Raw genomic sequence first — 15,650 nt, 5'->3', positions numbered from 1 at the left:
GTCGGCCGTCCGCTCAGGTCCCCGGGATGATGCGCCACCGCTGGTTGGTGAGGTTGAGGTTCGTCCACTGGGTGACGGGGGCTCCGTCGGCGGTGGACCGGCCGGACACCTCGAGGACCTTGTCGCTGTGCCGGGCGTGCAGCGCGAAGACGCCGACACCGACCCAGGCGAGCCGCCACTGCTGGTTCGCCCCGCCGACCCAGTCCCACTGGGTGACCCGAGCACCGTCGGCGGTGGAGACGCCGCTGACGTCGACCACCTTGCCCGTCAGGTCGCTGACGATGCGGAAGTAGCCGCCGCCCGAGTCGACGAAGCGCCACCGGTGGTCGGCCGTCCCGGTCGGGGGCCACTGGGTGAGCTGCGCGCCGTTGGCCGAGGACATGTCCTGGATGGCGAGCACCTTGTCCGTGTGGGTGACCTGGAGCCGCACCGTGCCGTCGGGGATCAGCCGCCAGTTGTGGTCCGCCGTGCCGTTGTCGGCGAACTGCACCACGTTCGCCGAGTCGGCCGTCGACATGCCGGCCACGGCGAGCACCTTGCCGGAGTGGCGGTTGCGCAGCCGCGCGTACCCGGTGCCGTTGTCGACGACCTGCCACAGGTGATCGGCCGTACCGTTGTCGTCGAACTGCACCACCTGCGCGGAGTCGGCCGTCGACATCCGGTCCACGCCCAGCACCTTGCCCGAGTTGACGTTGCGGACGCGTACCCATCCGTCACCGTTGTCGACGAACTGCCACAGGTGGTCCGCGGTCCCGTTGTCGGCGAACTGCACCACCCGCGCGCTGTTCTCGGCGGACATCTGGTCGACACCCAGCACCTTGCCGGAGTGCTGGTTCTGGATACGGAACGCGGCCGCCGGCTCGGTCCACGGCCGTCCCGCGCCGATGCGGGGGAACGAGGTGATGCGCAACCGCGCGGCGCCCATCGGGATCAGCGTGACCGTCTCGACCGGCTCGCCGGACGGCGTCGGACTGTCCTGCAGGGGCGTGACGATCTGGTCGGCGTCGGCCTTCCACGCGGGGATCCGCTGCGCGGTCGTGGTGATCCGGATCGGCGCGGTCGCCGGGGTGAACGGGTCGGTCGCCGACCCGAGACCGGTGGTCACCGAGAAGCCGGACAGCGTGAGGCCGTAGTTCCACGCCGAGCCCGGTCGTACCTCGGTCGTCGGCCAGGTGTCGGTGCCCCCGGCCCGGGACCAGTTCTCACTGATCGCGAGCGAGAACGTCAGCGCGCCGAAGTCCACGGAGACGGCGTCGTGGTTCGCCGTCCAGGTCCGCACCCGGGCCTGCATGGGCAGGCGGAGCACCACCCGGTCGCCGCTGGCCCAGGTCCGCTCGACCTTGCCGTACGCCGGACCGGCGGGCACCGCCGCGGCAGTGCCGTTGACGGTCAACGACGCGGTGGCGCACCAGCCGGGGATCCGCAGGTACAACGGGAACGCGATCGGCCTTGGCGTGCTGACCGTGTACGTGATGGTGTCGCCGAAGGGGTACGTCGTGTCCGCCGTGATCGTCACCGCCGTACCGTCGGCCACTCGTGCGGTGACCCGCGACGGACCGTGCAGCGTGGCCACCAGCCCGCCGTCGGGCGTCGCCGCCCACATCTCCTCCACGTAGTACGGCCAGCCCATGCCGTAGTTGTGCGGGCAGCACCGGTAGTTGTCGATGCCCAGCATGTACGCCTGCATCGGGAAGCCGTTCTGGAACTGCCCCAGGCGGCCCGTGCGGTTGAGCTGGGCGATGCTGTTCGCGCTGGTGATGTAGTGAATGCCGGTCTGCTTGTGGTCGAGCGCGGCGGGTAGTGAGTTGAACGCCAGGTCCTCGGTGCGGTCCGCCCAGATCGGGTCGCCGGTGATGCGGGACAGCATCTCGTGGCTGGCCATGAACTCGACGATGCCGCAGGTCTCGAAGCCCTGGCGCGGGTCGCCGAAGCCGGGCCGGGCGATCTCGTCTCCGGCGAATCCGCCACCCGGGAACTGTCCGTAGCTGCCCATGATCGTGTTGTAGACGTTGTAGCTGGCCTGCCGGTGCGCGGCGTCGCCGGAGAGCAGCGAGTAGACGGCGGGCTCGCGGAACCCCTGGGCGAGGTTGACATTGTGCAGGCTGGGCAGGTTGTTCACGTAGTTCGCCGAGTACTGGTGGATCTTGCGGGCCAGATCGAGCAGGAAGGCGTCGCCGGTGCGGTTGTACGTCCAGAACACGACCTCGAGGGTGTCGGCCCACCGGAAACTTCCCCAGCTCTGGCTGAACACGCTGGTGGGGCGGGAATTGACGTACTGGAAGAACTGGGTCAGGAACGGCACGATGCGCGTGTCGCCGGTGAACTCGGCGTGCGCGCGGATGGCATGCAGCATCGGCATGTGCGGCCAGAAGTCCGGCCCGTTGTTCAGACTTGTGCGTAGCGCGGTCGGGCCGAAGAACCCGTCGGCGGCCTGGGTGGCGAGCACGCCGTTGATCCAGCGGTCGGTCTCGGCGCGGACCCGGCCGTCCCCCGTGACGTAGCCGAGGCTGGCGAAGCCCTTCAGCCAGTACGGCAGTTCCTCCCAGCCGCCGAGGTGCGGGCGGATCCAGCCGGTGTCGTCGTAGCGCAGGAAGTGAGAGATCTCGGTCATCCGGCCGTTGATGCCGTTGAGCTGGTAGCCGAGCTGGGTGGCGAGCCAGCCGGTCGCCCGGGTGGCCCCCGGAGCGAGCCGGATGAAGGCGTCGGGTCGCAGGGGCGCGCGGTTCACGACGTGGCCGGGCGCGGCGCCCCGGGCATGGGCGTCGGTGAGCAGGTTGGTGACGGCGGCGACGGTGGGCACGGCGACGGTGCCGGCCAGGAAGGTACGACGGTCCATGGCAGCCTCCGGGGCGTGACGGGACGTGCGTTCCTGGGGGATATTGTTCGAACCTGTGCCATCGCATCGTAAGCCATCGATGTTTTGGAGTAAAGAAACCTTCTGATTCATCGGGGGCCGGTGCAGCCGGGTCCGTGCCGTGACGGTCGGGAACGCGGCGACGCCGCCCCCGGCTGGCGGGAGCGGCGTCGTTGAGACCCGGGGGCGCGGACGCCCGTCAGGTCATGTCGTCGAAGCGGCGGTCGATCGGGGCGGGCGCGGCCACCGGCTCCGGAGCCCCGACCGGCCCGGAGAACTCGACCTCCGGGGTGGCCGAGACCGGCTCGGTGTCCAGTTGCAGCGGCGACACCTCGTCGTCGCTGAGGCCGGAGTAGACCTCCTTGCCCCGGCCCCGGCGCTTGTCGTTGATGAAGGCCACCCCCACCGCGGCGAAGTAGAGCGCGGAGAGGCAGAGCGCCAAGGCGGTCATGCCGAACGGGTCGGGGGTCGGCGTGACCACCGCCGCGAAGGCGAAGAACACGAAGACCGCCACCCGCCACCAGCTCAGCAGCTTCCGGGCGCTGGCCAGGCCGGCGAAGTTGAGCATCAGCACGACCAGCGGGAACTCGAACGCCACCCCGAACAGCAGGATCAGGTTGGTGACGAACGAGATGTACCGCGTCACCTCCAGCGTCGTGGCGATGTCGTCGCCCGACACGTTGAGCAGGAACTCCAGGCCCTTCGTGGTGACGAAGAACGCCAGCACCGCGCCGGCGGCGAACAGCGGCGCCGCGAGCGCGGTGAAGATGTACGCGTACCGCCGCTCGTTGCGGTGCAGGCCCGGCGCGATGAACGCCCAGAGCTGGTAGAGCCAGACCGGCGCCGCGATGATCAGCCCGACCCACAGGCCGATCTTCAGGTTCAGCAGGAAGACGTCGGCCACACCCAGCTGGACGAACTTGCAGAGCCCGGTCTCGGGGTCTGCCGCCTGAGGCAGGTCGCAGTAGGGCTTGGACAACAGCTCCCGGACCGGCGTCGCCAGCCAGATGCCGAACCCGAAGCCGACCAGGATCGCCAGCGAGGCGCGGAAGAGACGGTTGCGCAGCTCACGAATGTGCTCGATGAGCGTCATCGACCCGTCGGCGGCCCGTTGGAAGTCGCTCGGGCCGCGCTTACGAAGCGCGAAGGCCACGGTGGTCGGGCCCTTCGGTCAGTTGTCGCGGACGCGCTGCACCGGGTCGACCGGCGGGGCGACCGGCTGCTGCGGAGCCTGCTGCGGGGCGTACTGCTGCTGCGCGTACGGCTGCTGGCCGGTGTGCGGCGGCAGCGGCTGGTAGCCGGCCTGCGCGTCGGCCTTCTCGGCCAGGTCGCGGTCGTCGTCCTGCAGGCTCTTGGTCTCCGCCTTGATGATCCGCAGCGAGCGGCCCAGCGAGCGGGCCGCGTCGGGGAGCCGCTTCGCGCCGAAGAGCAGGATCAGCACGACCACGAGTACGGCGATGTGCCACGGCTTGAGGGCACCCATGGGAAGCTCCAGTCGCTCTGTGTCGAAGGGTGTGTCGCAGCCCATCGTACGTGCGTCGAGAGCCGTTGCCACCCGCCGGGCCGCTGGGGACGCGTCCGGCCGGTGAAGTCTCGACCACCCTCGCGTGTCCCGTCAACCACCTACCGGCGCTCATCGGTGCGCGAAAGGGGCACCGATCGCGCAGCCCGCGTGCGGTTCACCGACCAGGGTCGATCACTTACCCCGCTTGGCCTTGATCAGTTCCACCCGCTGCGTGGTGGTCTCGACCTGCTGCTGAAGCGTCTCGGCCCGCTCGGAGAGCGCCTCGGCCGCCTCGCGCAGCACCTCCGCGTCGGCCTGGCGCCGCTGCAGCGCCAGCGCCGCCCGACGCAGCCGGGGCAGCCGCGCCAGCACCGGCCGGACCACCAGGGCCAGCACGACGAGGGCGAACAGCACCACCGCGAGAACGATCCACTTCACCACGGCGGTCAGCCTACTGGGTGATGGCTCCCACCGCCGGTTCGGCCGACGTCGCCGCGCCGCGCACCGGTGTGCCGTACGCCTCCAGCGCGGCGAGCGCCTGCGCGCGTACCTGCTCGGCCAGCTCGGCCGGGGCGACCACGGTGACCTCCGGCCCCAGCCCGAGCACGAACCGGCGGGCCCAGCCCAGGTCGGTCACCCGTAGCGAGACCAGCCACTGGTCGCCGTCACCGGCCTCCACCCGCTCGCACGGGTAGTACTCGGTGATCCACCGCTCCCCCCGGCCGATGCGCAGGGTGATCAGCGGCAGGTCCGGCGAGGGACGGAACACCCCGTCGCTGAGGTCGTGCGGGCGGGCCTGCGGCGGCACCACGGCCGGCTCGTCCAGCTCGGTGACCGCGTCGATCCGGTCGGCCCGGAACAGCCGGACCCCCTCCGCCCGGCGGCACCACGCCTCCACGTACGCCCGGCCGCCGACCATCAGCATCCGCAGCGGGTCGATGGTGCGCTCGGTGGTCTCGTCCCGCGCCGCCGTGTAGTAGGTGATCCGCAGCGCCCGGCCGCCCTCGACCGCCGAGCGCAGCGCCTCCACCTGCCGGGTGTCGCCGGGCAGCCGCACCGCCACCGGCGCGCCGACCAGGTCGCCGGCCGCGTTCTCGATCTTCGCCAGGGCCCGCTCCACGGCCTCCCGGTTGGCCACCCCGGGCGTCTCCGCGAGCATCCGCAGCGCCACCACCAGGGCCAGCGCCTCGTCCGGGGTGAGCCGCAGCGGCCGGTCGATGCCGGCGTCGTAGGTGATGGTCACCCGATCGCCGTCGAAGGCCATGTCGATCAGGTCGCCCGGGCCGTAGCCGGGCAGGCCACAAACCCAGAGCAGCTCCAGGTCCTCGCGGAGCTGCCGCTCGGTGACGCCCAGGTCACCGGCCGCCTCGGCGATCTCGATGCCGGGACGGGCCAGCAGGTAGGGCACCAGGTTGAGCAGCCGGGCCAGCCGGTCGGCGGAGGTGCGGGAGCCGCCCCGGGCGGCGGGGCGGGTCACCGGGGACCCCCGGCCACGGCCAGGTCGTCCTGCCGGACGGCGATCTCCTTGAGCCGCTGGATCACCGCGTCGCGTACCTCCGGCGGCTCCAGCACCCGCACGTCCGGGCCGTAGCCGACGAGGTGCCCGGCGAGGGACTCCGGGTCGGCGTACGGCAGGACCAGCCGGTCGCCGTCGGGACCCGGCACCGTCTGCACGGCCCAGCGCCGCAGGCCGGCGGCCCGGCCCGGCGCGGCCAGCACGGTGGCCCGCCCGGTGCGCTCGACCGGCCCGGACCAGCGGGCCACGTGGCTGATCAGGTCGACGCCGGCCGGCGGCTCGTAGCCGCCCGGCTCGCCGGTGACCCGGACCGCGCCCACCACCCGGGACAGCCGGAAGCAGCGGGTGGCGTCCCGGTCCAGGTCGTGGCCGACCACGTACCACCGGCCGCGCCAGCAGACCACGCCCCACGGCTGCAACCGGCGGCGCGTCGGCGCGTCCCGGTCGGGTACCCGGTAGTCGAAGCCCACCTCGCGCCGGTCCCGCGCGGCGGCGGTCAGCGGCGCGAACGCCGGGTCGACCGTGACCATGGGCTCCAGGCCGAGAGTGGCCTGCGGGTCCACGTCGACACCGGCCGCCCGCAGCTTCGCCAGCCCGGAGGAGGCGGCGGCGGCCAGCCCGGCGTGCTGCCAGAGCCGCGCGGCGATGCCCACCGCGGCGGCCTCGTCCGGTTCCAGGGGGATCTCGGGCAGCGCGTACTCCCGGTGCGCGATCCGGTAGCCGGGCTCGGCGTCGAAGACGCTCGCCGTGCCGGTCTCCAGCGGTACGCCCAGCTCACGCAGCTCGGCCTTGTCCCGCTCGAACTTGCGCTGGAACGCCTCGTGCTCCTTGGCGTCGTCCGGATCGTGCTCGTAACCGGGCACGGTCGCGGCGATCTGCGCGGCGGTCAGGAACCGTCGCGTGGAGAGGAGACAGATCACCAGGTTGACCAGGCGTTCGGTACGGCTCCGCGACACGTGTGAACGCTAGCAGCCCGCGCGCCGCCGCCGTGCACCCGCGCGGGCGCGGCGCGCGGCACACCTGCGCCCGCCCCGACCCGGGCGCGGCGCCGCCGCCGGGCGCGGATAGCGTGCCCGGCATGGTGCGATGGCGGTCGGGAACGGTCACGACGGTACGACGGCGCTGGGCCGGCGCGGCGGAACTCGACGTCGCCCTGCCCGACGGCACCACCATGCGCGCCCTCGCCTACCCGGAGCTGGTCGGCGACCCGGTGCCCGGCGACCGGGTGCTGCTCAACGCCGGCGCCCTGCTGATGGGCCTCGGCACCGGCGGCTACGCCCTGGTCGTGGCGCTGCCCGACCGGCTGCCACCGGACCCGCCGCAGGCCGGTGACACCCGCGACGCCGGGCACCTGGTCAAGGCCCGCTACACCCCGCTGCAGACGATCATGCTGGGGGTGGACGAGGAGGCCTCGCCGCACCACGAGCTGCTGGCCGGGGCGGAGAGCCTGGACGGCCTGCCCGCGGTCACCGCCGACCTGCACTCGGCGCTACCGGCGATCCTGGCCGGCGTACGCGCCGACGCCCCCGATGCCCGGGTGGCGTACCTGCTCACCGACGGCGGGGCGCTGCCGGCCTGGTTCTCCCGCACCCTCGACGGGCTGCGCGGGCACCTGGTGGGCACGATCAGCGTCGGGCAGGCGTTCGGCGGCGACCTGGAGGCCACCACGCTGCACAGCGGCCTGCTGGCCGCCCGGCACGTGCTCCGCGCCGACGTGGCCGTCGTCGCCCAGGGGCCGGGCAACCTGGGCACCGGGACCACCTGGGGTTTCTCCGGGGTCGCCGTCGGCGAGGCGGTCAACGCGGTGGCCGTGCTCGGCGGCCGGCCGGTCGGCTCGCTGCGGATCTCCGACGCCGACCCGCGTCCCCGGCACCGGGGCGTGTCGCACCACAGCCTCACCGCGTACGGCCGGGTGGCGCTGGCTCCGGCGGAGCTCGTCGTGCCGGACGGCCTGGACGCCGCGCTGGCGGCGGAGGTGGACATGGCGCTGGCCCCCCTCGCGGGTCGGCACACCCTCGTCCGGGTGCCGACCGACGGCCTGGACGCGGCGCTGCGCGCCCTGCCGGTGGGGCTGTCCACCATGGGCCGGGGCCTGGACGCCGATCACGCCTACTTCCTGGCGGCGGCCGCGGCCGGCCGGCACGCGGCCCGCCTGGTCGGCTGAGCGCCCGAGGTCGGCCGAGCGGCCTCAGCCGACCAGGAAGAGCGGCGTCAGCCGACCAGGAAGATCAGCGCCAGCCAGCCGCCGACGATGGCCACCAGCGCCACCGCCAGCACCCAGGTCGGCACGGTGTACTCGCCCCGGCGGTTGCGCTCGATCTCGGCGCGGATCTTCTCCCGGCGGCGCTCGATCCAGTTCAGCTTCTCGGTGCCGCGGTCGCGGTCGGAGGGTGAGGTGTTCATCGCCACGCCAGCGTACCGGTGGGCCGGCGGCCGGTGCCCGGCACCGGCCGCCGATCCGTTCACATGCTGGCGATCAGGCGTTCCACCCGCTCGTCGTACGCCCGGAAGGGGTCCTTGCAGAGCACGGTGCGCTGCGCCTGGTCGTTGAGCTTCAGGTGCACCCAGTCGACGGTGAAGTCGCGCCGCTTCTCCTGGGCGTGCCGGATGAACTCACCGCGCAGCCGGGCCCGGGTGGTCTGCGGCGGGGTCTCCTTCGCCTCGAAGATCTCCGGGTCGGTGGCGACCCGGTCGACCTGCCCGCGCCGCTCCAGCAGCCCGTACAGGCCCCGCCCCCGGCGCAGGTCGTGGTAGGCGAGGTCCATCTGGGCGACCCGCGGGTGCGACAGCGGCAGGTCGTGCTTGCGCTGGTAGCGCTCGATCAGCCGCAGCTTGGTCACCCAGTCGATCTCGCGGGCCACCGGCTCCAGGTCGCCGGACTCCACGGCGCTGAGCACCCGGCCCCAGAGCTCCACCACCCGCTTGGCGGTCTGGTCGCCGCCCCGGCGCTCCACGAACTCGGTCGCCTTGGCGAGGTATTCCTGCTGGATCTCCAGCGCGCTGACCTCCTTGCCGTTGGCCAGCCGCACCTTGCGCCGGCCGGTGATGTCGTGCGACACCTCCCGGATGGCGCGGATCGGGTTCTCCAGCGTCAGGTCGCGCATCACCACCCCGGCCTCGATCATCCGCAGCACGATGTCGGCGCTGCCGACCTTGAGCAGCGTGGTGACCTCGTTCATGTTGGAGTCGCCGACGATCACGTGCAGCCGCCGGTAGCGCTCGGCGTCGGCGTGCGGCTCGTCGCGGGTGTTGATGATCGGACGGCTGCGGGTGGTCGCCGAGGAGACGCCCTCCCAGATGTGCTCCGCCCGCTGCGACAGGCAGTACACCGCGCCGCGCGGGGTCTGCAGCACCTTGCCGGCGCCGCAGATCAACTGGCGGGTGACCAGGAACGGGATGAGCACGTCGGCCAGCCGGCCGAACTCCCCGTGCCGGGAGACCAGGTAGTTCTCGTGGCAGCCGTACGAGTTGCCGGCCGAGTCGGTGTTGTTCTTGAACAGGTAGATCTCACCGGCGATGCCCTCGTCGTGCAGCCGCTTCTCGGCGTCGACGAGCAGACCCTCCAGGATCCGCTCGCCGGCCCGGTCGTGGGCCACCAGGTCCACCACCGAGTCGCACTCCGGGGTGGCGTACTCCGGGTGCGAGCCGACGTCCAGGTAGAGCCGGGCTCCGTTGCGCAGGAACACGTTGCTCGACCGGCCCCACGACACGACGCGGCGGAAGAGGTACCGGGCGACCTCGTCAGGGGACAGCCGACGCTGCCCGCGGTAGGTACAGGTGACGCCGTACTCGGTCTCGAGGCCGAAGATTCGCCGCTCCATGATGTGACATTAGCCGCCCGGAGGCCCCGTTCGTCACTGTCACGGCCCAGGTCGTGCTCTCCGGTCGATCACATACCGTCCGAGTACGACATTCCGTCCGGCCGCAGGCTCGCCGTGAACTCCCGGCAGGCGTCGTAGCGCGGCAGCAGACCGGACTCGCGGGCCTGCGCCAGGGTGGGGGCGGCGGCGTCGCGGGCGGAGAGCTGCGGGGCCTCGGCCGGCCACTCGATGGCCAGGTCCGCGTCGAGCGGGTGCACCGCGTGCTCGCCGGTCGGGTTGTAGGTGGTCGAGCAGAGGTAGCTCAGCGTCGCGTCGTCGGTCAGCGCGCAGAAGCCGTGCCCGAGCCCCTCGCTGAGGTAGACCGCGCGCCGGTCCACGTCGTCGAGGCGGACGCCCTCCCACCGGCCGAACGTCGGCGAGCCGACCCGCAGGTCGACGATCACGTCCAGCACCGCGCCGCGCACGCAGGTGACGTACTTGGCCTGGCCGGGCGGCACGTCGGCGAAGTGGATGCCGCGCACCACGCCGCGGGCGGAGACCGACAGGTTCGCCTGGGCCAGCCGCAGCGGATGCCCGACCGCCTCGGCCAGCTGGTCGAAGCGGTACCACTCCATGAACAGCCCGCGCGGGTCGCCGTGCTGCTGCGGGCTGATCTCCCAGGCGCCCTCGATGCCCAACTGCCGGATCTTCACGACTGTGCCACCTTCGTTCGCGACTGCGGGGCTCGCAGAACCGGCTCACTCCTCGCGCTCACCGAGGAACCACCTCTCCGTGCTTCTCCGCCAGCAGGCCGAGCAGGTAGTCGCCGTAGCCGCTCTTGGTCAGCGGCTCGGCCAGCGCGCGCAGCTGCTCGTCGTCGATCAGGCCGGCCCGCCAGGCCACCTCCTCGACGCAGCCGATCTTCATGCCCTGGCGCTCCTCGATCACCCGGACGAACTCGCCGGCCTGCATCATCGAGGCGAAGGTGCCGGTGTCCAGCCAGGCGGTGCCCCGGTCCAGCACGGTCACCGACAGCTCCCCGGCCTCCCGGTACGCCTCGTTGACCGCGGTGATCTCCAGCTCGCCCCGGGCGCTGGGCTTGAGGTCGCGGGCGATGTCGACCACCCGGTTGTCGTAGAAGTACAGCCCCGGCACCGCGTACCGGGACTTCGGCTTCTCCGGCTTCTCCTCGATCGAGAGCACCTTGCCGTCGTCGTCGAAGTCGACCACGCCGTACGCCTCCGGGTTGGCCACCGGGTACGCGAACACCCGCCCGCCGACCGGGTCGCCGTCCGCGGCGAGCTGCCGGCCCAGGCCGGCGCCGTGGAAGATGTTGTCGCCCAGGATCAACGCCACCGACTCGTCGCCGATGAAGTCCGCGCCGAGCACGAACGCCTGCGCGATGCCCTCCGGGCGGGCCTGGGTGACGTACTCCAGGCGCAGGCCCCACTGGCTGCCGTCACCGAGCAGCCGCTCGAACTGGGACTGGTCCTCCGGCGTCGTGATCACCAGGATCTCCCGCACGCCGGACATCACCAGCGTCGACAGCGGGTAGTAGACCATCGGCTTGTCGAAGATCGGCATCAGCTGCTTGGAGACCGCCCGGGTGATCGGCCAGAGCCGGGATCCGGTGCCACCAGCGAGAAGGATTCCACGCACCCGGGGAGACTACCTGCACCGGCGCGAACCGGACAGCGGGGTCGCCGTCCCCCGGGCTCCGGAAGGATTCGCGTACACTTCCGGACCCGTGAGGATTCTCGTCACCGGCGGAGCCGGATTCATCGGGTCGGAGTACGTACGGATGCTGCTGGGCGTGCCCGGCGGCGACGCTGCCGGGGTGCCCGCCGTCGAGCCCGCCGCGGTGACGGTGCTGGACAAGCTGACCTACTCCGGCAACCTGAACAACCTCGCGCCGGTGCGCGAGGACGCCCGGCTGCGCTTCGTGCAGGGCGACATCTGCGACCCGACCGTGGTCGAGGAGGTCGTCGCCGGTCACGACGTGATCGTGCACTTCGCCGCCGAGTCGCACGTCGACCGGTCGATCGCCGGCGCCGCGCCGTTCGTCACCACGAACGTGCTGGGCACCCAGACCCTGCTCGACGCCGCGCTGCGCCAGGGCGTCGGCCGCTTCGTGCACGTCTCCACCGACGAGGTGTACGGCTCGATCGACGAGGGCTCCTGGACCGAGACCTGGCCGCTGGCCCCGAACTCCCCGTACTCGGCCTCCAAGGCCGGCTCGGACCTGCTCGCCCTGGCCTACCACCGCACCCACGGCATGGACGTGGTGGTCACCCGCTGCTCCAACAACTACGGGCCGTACCAGTTCCCGGAGAAGGTCATCCCGCTGTTCGTGACCAACCTGCTCGACGGCGGCACCGTCCCGCTCTACGGCGACGGCGGCAACGTCCGCGACTGGCTGCACGTGCACGACCACTGCCGGGGCATCGCCCTGGTGCAGCAGAAGGGCCGCGCCGGCGAGGTCTACAACATCGGCGGCGGCACCGAGCTGAGCAACAAGGAGCTCACCGGCCGGCTGCTCGAGGCCTGCGGCGCCGACTGGGACCGGGTCGTCCCGGTCGCCGACCGCAAGGGCCACGACCGCCGCTACTCGCTGGACATCAGCAAGATCAGCGCTGAGCTGGGGTACGCCCCGAGCATCGACCTGGACCGCGGCCTGGCCGAGACCGTCCAGTGGTACCGGGACAACCGGGCCTGGTGGGAGCCGCTGAAGGCGACCAAGGCCGCATGAGCCGCGTGCTCGTCACCGGCGCGGGCGGCATGCTCGGCCGGGACCTGCTGGCCGTGCTGGCCACCCGGCCCGACCTGAAGGTGACCGCCGTCACCCGCGCCGAGCTCGACATCACCGACGCCGAGGCCGTCCACGCCACCGTCGCCGGGCACGACGTGGTGTTCAACACCGCCGCGTGGACCGACGTCGACGGCGCGGAGCGCGACGAGGCGGCGGCCACCGCGGTCAACGGCGACGCCGTCGCGCACCTCGCGCGGGCCTGCGCCGCCACCGGTGCGCGGCTGGTGCACATCTCCACCGACTACGTCTTCCCCGGCGACGCCACCCAGCCGTACGCCGAGGACGCGCCCACCGACCCGGTCAACGCGTACGGCCGCAGCAAGCTGGCCGGGGAGCGGGCCGTGGTCCGATTTCTCCCCGAAACCGGCTACGTCGTCCGTACCGCGTGGCTCTACGGCGCGCACGGGCCGAACTTCGTGGCCACCATGCTCCGCCTCGCCGAGCAGCGCGAGCAGCTCGACGTGGTCGACGACCAGCAGGGCCAGCCCACCTGGTCGTACGCGCTGGCCACCCAGTTGGTGGCGCTGGCCGACGCGGCGCTGGCCGGCCGCGCCCCGGCCGGGATCTACCACGGCACCTGCTCCGGCACGACCACCTGGTGCGGCCTGGCCCGCGCCACCTTCGCCCTGGCCGGGCTGGACCCGGAACGGGTCCGACCCACCACCAGCGATCGGTTCCCCCGTCCGGCCGCGCGACCGGCGTACAGTGTGCTAGGGCACGATCGCTGGGCGGCCGCTGGGCTCCCGCCGCTGCCGGACTGGCGTGACACGCTGTCCGACGCCTTCGACTCCCCCGCTCCACCCGCCCCGTGGAAGGTCGCATGAAGCTCACCCTGGTCACCGGTCTGACCGGCCTCCTCCTGCTGGTCACCATCGTCGAGCTGCTGCGCCGCCGGCAGCTCCGCGAGAAGTACGGCATGCTCTGGCTGGCCGTCCTGCTGATCGTCATCCCCCTGTCCCTGTTCCCCCGGCTGCTGGACGACGTGGCCGGCTTCTTCGGCGTGGTCTCCGGCGTCAGCCTCGTGCTCTTCCTCGGCATCGTCTTCCTGCTGCTGGTGTGCGTGCACCTGAGCTGGGAGGTCAGCGCCCTGGAGGAAGAGACCCGCACCCTGGCCGAAGACTTCGCCCTGCTCCGCGCCCAGGTCGACGCCGACCGCGCGGCCCGCACCGAATCAGCCCGAGACGAACTGGTGTCCCACGATGGTTAACGGCAAGCGCGTCCTGATCATCATCCCCGCGCTCAACGAGTCCGGCTCGATCGCCGACGTCGTCGGCGAGGTCCGCGGCGAACTGCCCGGCGTCGACGTGCTGGTCGTCGACGACGGCTCCACCGACCGCACCGCCGCGGTGGCCGCCGCCGCCGGCGCCCGGGTCGCGAAGCTGCCGTACAACCTCGGCGTCGGCGGGGCCATGCGGCTCGGCTACCGCTACGCGCGCGACAACGACTACGACGTCGCCATCCAGATCGACGCCGACGGCCAGCACGACCCGCGCTACGTGCCGAAGCTGGTCGACCTGCTCGACGACAACGTCGATCTGGTCATCGGCGCCCGGTTCGCCGGCGAGGGCGACTACAGCGTCCGCGGCCCCCGCCGCTGGGCCATGGTCATGCTCTCCGCCGTGCTCTCCAAGGTGGCGAAGACCAAGCTCACCGACACCACCTCCGGTTTCCGCGCCGCCAACCGGCGGGTCATCGAGATGTTCGCCGGCTGGTACCCGGCCGAGTACCTCGGCGACACCGTGGAGACGCTGGTGCACACCGCCCGCCGTGGTTACAAGATCCGGCAGGTGCCGGTGGCCATGCGCAAGCGGATGGCCGGCACCCCCAGCCACTCCCCCGCCAAGGCGATGATCTACCTGGGTCGCGCGTTCGCGGTGCTCACGCTGGCGCTCATCCGCCGGTGATCCGGCGCCTGCTCCAACTCGTCCCGCCCGGCACCCTCGCCGTGGGTGCCGGGCTGGCCCTGCTCGGGCTGGCCTCCTACGTCCACCTCGCGGTGGCCGGGCACAGCCTCACCAAAGCCGACTACTCCTCGCTGTCGGTGCTCTGGTCGATCGTCTTCACCCTCGGCATCGGGGTGTTCATGCCGGTCGAGCAGGAGGTCGCCCGGGTCGTCGCCGCCCGGCGCAGCCAGGGGCTGCCGCCCGGTCCCGTGCTGGCCCGCGGCGCCGTCCTCGCCGCCGGGGTGCTCGCCGCCATGGTCGTGGTGATCCTCGCCGCGCGCGGGCCGCTCACCGACCGGTTCTTCGCCGGCGACGCCGCCATGGTCAGCGTGCTGATCGGCGCGCTCGTCGCGATGGCCGTCGCCTACACCACCCGCGGCGTCCTCTCCGGCCTGCAGCTCTTCCCCTGGTACGGCACCCAGCTCGGCGTCGACGGCGGGCTGCGGATCGCCATGGTCGCCGTGCTCGGGCTCACCGGGGTCACCTCACCGCTGTGGTACGGGCTGGTGCTGGTGATCGCCCCGCTGGCCGGGGTCCTGCTCACCCTCCCGCCGGTGCTGCGCGCCGCCGGCGGCGGCGTACCGGTCGCCTGGGCCGCGCTGCTGCGCGGCTTCGGCCTGCTCACCGTCTCCAGCCTGCTCTCCCAGGTCGTGGTGAACGTCGGCGTGATCAACGTACGACTGCTCGACCCGTCCGACGTCACCACCGCCGGTGCGCTGCTCTCCGCGCTGGTGCTGGTGCGCATCCCGCTGTTCGTCTTCGCCTCCCTGCAGGCGTCGCTGCTGCCCGGCCTTGCCACCTCCGCCACCACCGGCGACCTGCACGGCTTCCACAGCCTGCTGCGCCGGGCGCTCGGCATCGTCACCGCGCTCGGCGTCCTCGGCGCGATCGGCGCCATCGCCCTCGGCCCCTGGCTGGTCGGCACCCTCTTCGACGCCGCCGGCGTGCTCGGCCACGGCGACTTCGCCTGGCTGGCCGTGGCCACCCTGGCCTACCTGTGGGCCATGGTCCTCGGCCAGGCGCTGCTCGCCCTCGACCGGCACCGCGCCCAGGCGCTCGCCTGGGCCGTCGGCGTGGCCGCCCTGATCGCCGTGACGCTCACCCCGGCGTCGGTCGCACTCCGCGTCGAGCTGGCCTACACGGTCGGCTCCGTCGTGGTGGCCGCCACCATGGCGCTGCTGCTGCGGCGCCGACCCGGCAGCCGCCGGAGTAGCCGGTGTTCTC

16 protein-coding genes are annotated in these 15,650 nt (G+C 72.4%); 6 read left to right on the top strand and 10 right to left on the bottom strand.

The annotated features are described in order from the left end of the window. Positions 1–13: 13 nt before the first annotated feature. The 6 genes from ACSNN7_RS00690 to ACSNN7_RS00665 all read right to left on the bottom strand — a co-directional run bounded on the left by ACSNN7_RS00690 (position 14) and on the right by ACSNN7_RS00665 (position 6,830). The gene (locus tag ACSNN7_RS00690; RefSeq protein WP_436678520.1) at positions 14–2,836 is read right to left on the bottom strand and encodes an RICIN domain-containing protein; all 2,823 of its coding nucleotides are present in this window, start codon (positions 2,834–2,836) and stop codon (positions 14–16) included. A gap of 217 nt (positions 2,837–3,053) precedes the next feature. Further along, entirely contained in the window at positions 3,054–4,007 is a 954-nt protein-coding gene (gene tatC, locus ACSNN7_RS00685) for a twin-arginine translocase subunit TatC (RefSeq protein ID WP_436678519.1), read from the bottom strand. Between the two features lie 18 nt (positions 4,008–4,025). Then, positions 4,026–4,337: a Sec-independent protein translocase subunit TatA gene (tatA, locus tag ACSNN7_RS00680; RefSeq protein WP_436678518.1), complete on the bottom strand. Its 312-nt coding sequence runs from the start codon at positions 4,335–4,337 to the stop codon at positions 4,026–4,028. A gap of 213 nt (positions 4,338–4,550) precedes the next feature. Further along, entirely contained in the window at positions 4,551–4,799 is a 249-nt protein-coding gene (locus ACSNN7_RS00675; RefSeq protein WP_436678517.1) for a hypothetical protein, read from the bottom strand. Between the two features lie 10 nt (positions 4,800–4,809). Continuing rightward, positions 4,810–5,835: a helix-turn-helix transcriptional regulator gene (locus tag ACSNN7_RS00670; protein WP_436678516.1), complete on the bottom strand. Its 1,026-nt coding sequence runs from the start codon at positions 5,833–5,835 to the stop codon at positions 4,810–4,812. Then, positions 5,832–6,830 (bottom strand): helix-turn-helix transcriptional regulator, encoded by a 999-nt coding sequence (locus ACSNN7_RS00665; RefSeq protein WP_436678515.1) that lies wholly within the window; start codon positions 6,828–6,830, stop codon positions 5,832–5,834. Before ACSNN7_RS00665 ends, ACSNN7_RS00670 begins: the two co-directional genes overlap by 4 nt. A 122-nt stretch (positions 6,831–6,952) precedes the next feature. On the opposite strand from ACSNN7_RS00665, the gene ACSNN7_RS00660 reads away from it, so the two are divergent. Continuing rightward, positions 6,953–8,038, top strand: coding sequence for a DUF3866 family protein (locus ACSNN7_RS00660; protein ID WP_436678514.1), 1,086 nt, complete (start codon positions 6,953–6,955; stop codon positions 8,036–8,038). Between the two features lie 47 nt (positions 8,039–8,085). Here the strand turns inward: ACSNN7_RS00660 and ACSNN7_RS00655 are convergent, their stop codons facing one another. From ACSNN7_RS00655 to rfbA, 4 genes are all read right to left on the bottom strand, one after another. Further along, positions 8,086–8,277 carry a hypothetical protein gene (locus ACSNN7_RS00655; protein WP_334454554.1) on the bottom strand — a complete coding sequence of 64 codons (192 nt, stop codon included), beginning with the start codon at positions 8,275–8,277 and terminating at the stop codon, positions 8,086–8,088. Positions 8,278–8,336: 59 nt separating this feature from the next. Then, entirely contained in the window at positions 8,337–9,695 is a 1,359-nt protein-coding gene (gene pafA / locus ACSNN7_RS00650) for a Pup--protein ligase (RefSeq protein ID WP_334454553.1), read from the bottom strand. A 68-nt stretch (positions 9,696–9,763) separates the two neighbouring features. Continuing rightward, the gene (locus ACSNN7_RS00645) at positions 9,764–10,387 is read right to left on the bottom strand and encodes a dTDP-4-dehydrorhamnose 3,5-epimerase family protein (RefSeq protein ID WP_436678513.1); all 624 of its coding nucleotides are present in this window, start codon (positions 10,385–10,387) and stop codon (positions 9,764–9,766) included. 58 nt (positions 10,388–10,445) lie between these two features. Beyond that, positions 10,446–11,333, bottom strand: a complete 888-nt coding sequence (gene rfbA / locus ACSNN7_RS00640; protein WP_436678512.1) for a glucose-1-phosphate thymidylyltransferase RfbA — start codon at positions 11,331–11,333, stop codon at positions 10,446–10,448. 88 nt (positions 11,334–11,421) lie between these two features. Here rfbA and rfbB point away from each other — a divergent pair, with 88 nt between their 5' ends. The 5 genes from rfbB to ACSNN7_RS00615 form a co-directional block, all read left to right on the top strand. Further along, on the top strand, positions 11,422–12,423 hold the full coding sequence (gene rfbB, locus ACSNN7_RS00635) for a dTDP-glucose 4,6-dehydratase (protein WP_436678511.1): 1,002 nt from the start codon (positions 11,422–11,424) through the stop codon (positions 12,421–12,423). Then, positions 12,420–13,307 carry a dTDP-4-dehydrorhamnose reductase gene (rfbD, locus tag ACSNN7_RS00630; RefSeq protein ID WP_436678510.1) on the top strand — a complete coding sequence of 296 codons (888 nt, stop codon included), beginning with the start codon at positions 12,420–12,422 and terminating at the stop codon, positions 13,305–13,307. The genes rfbB and rfbD overlap by 4 nt, the downstream gene beginning before the upstream one ends. Further along, positions 13,304–13,690: a DUF2304 domain-containing protein gene (locus ACSNN7_RS00625; protein ID WP_436678509.1), complete on the top strand. Its 387-nt coding sequence runs from the start codon at positions 13,304–13,306 to the stop codon at positions 13,688–13,690. The genes rfbD and ACSNN7_RS00625 overlap by 4 nt, the downstream gene beginning before the upstream one ends. Further along, positions 13,683–14,387, top strand: a complete 705-nt coding sequence (locus ACSNN7_RS00620; protein ID WP_436678508.1) for a glycosyltransferase family 2 protein — start codon at positions 13,683–13,685, stop codon at positions 14,385–14,387. The genes ACSNN7_RS00625 and ACSNN7_RS00620 overlap by 8 nt, the downstream gene beginning before the upstream one ends. Continuing rightward, positions 14,384–15,650: polysaccharide biosynthesis protein (locus ACSNN7_RS00615; protein ID WP_436678507.1), on the top strand; the 1,267-nt coding region annotated here is incomplete at its 3' end. The genes ACSNN7_RS00620 and ACSNN7_RS00615, both read left to right, overlap by 4 nt.

Origin of the sequence: Micromonospora sp. URMC 105 (genome assembly GCF_051386295.1) — a bacterium.
Lineage (GTDB): Bacteria > Actinomycetota > Actinomycetes > Mycobacteriales > Micromonosporaceae > Micromonospora.
Note: the sequence above shows the minus strand (reverse complement) of the source record. Positions and strands in the feature narration are given on the sequence as shown.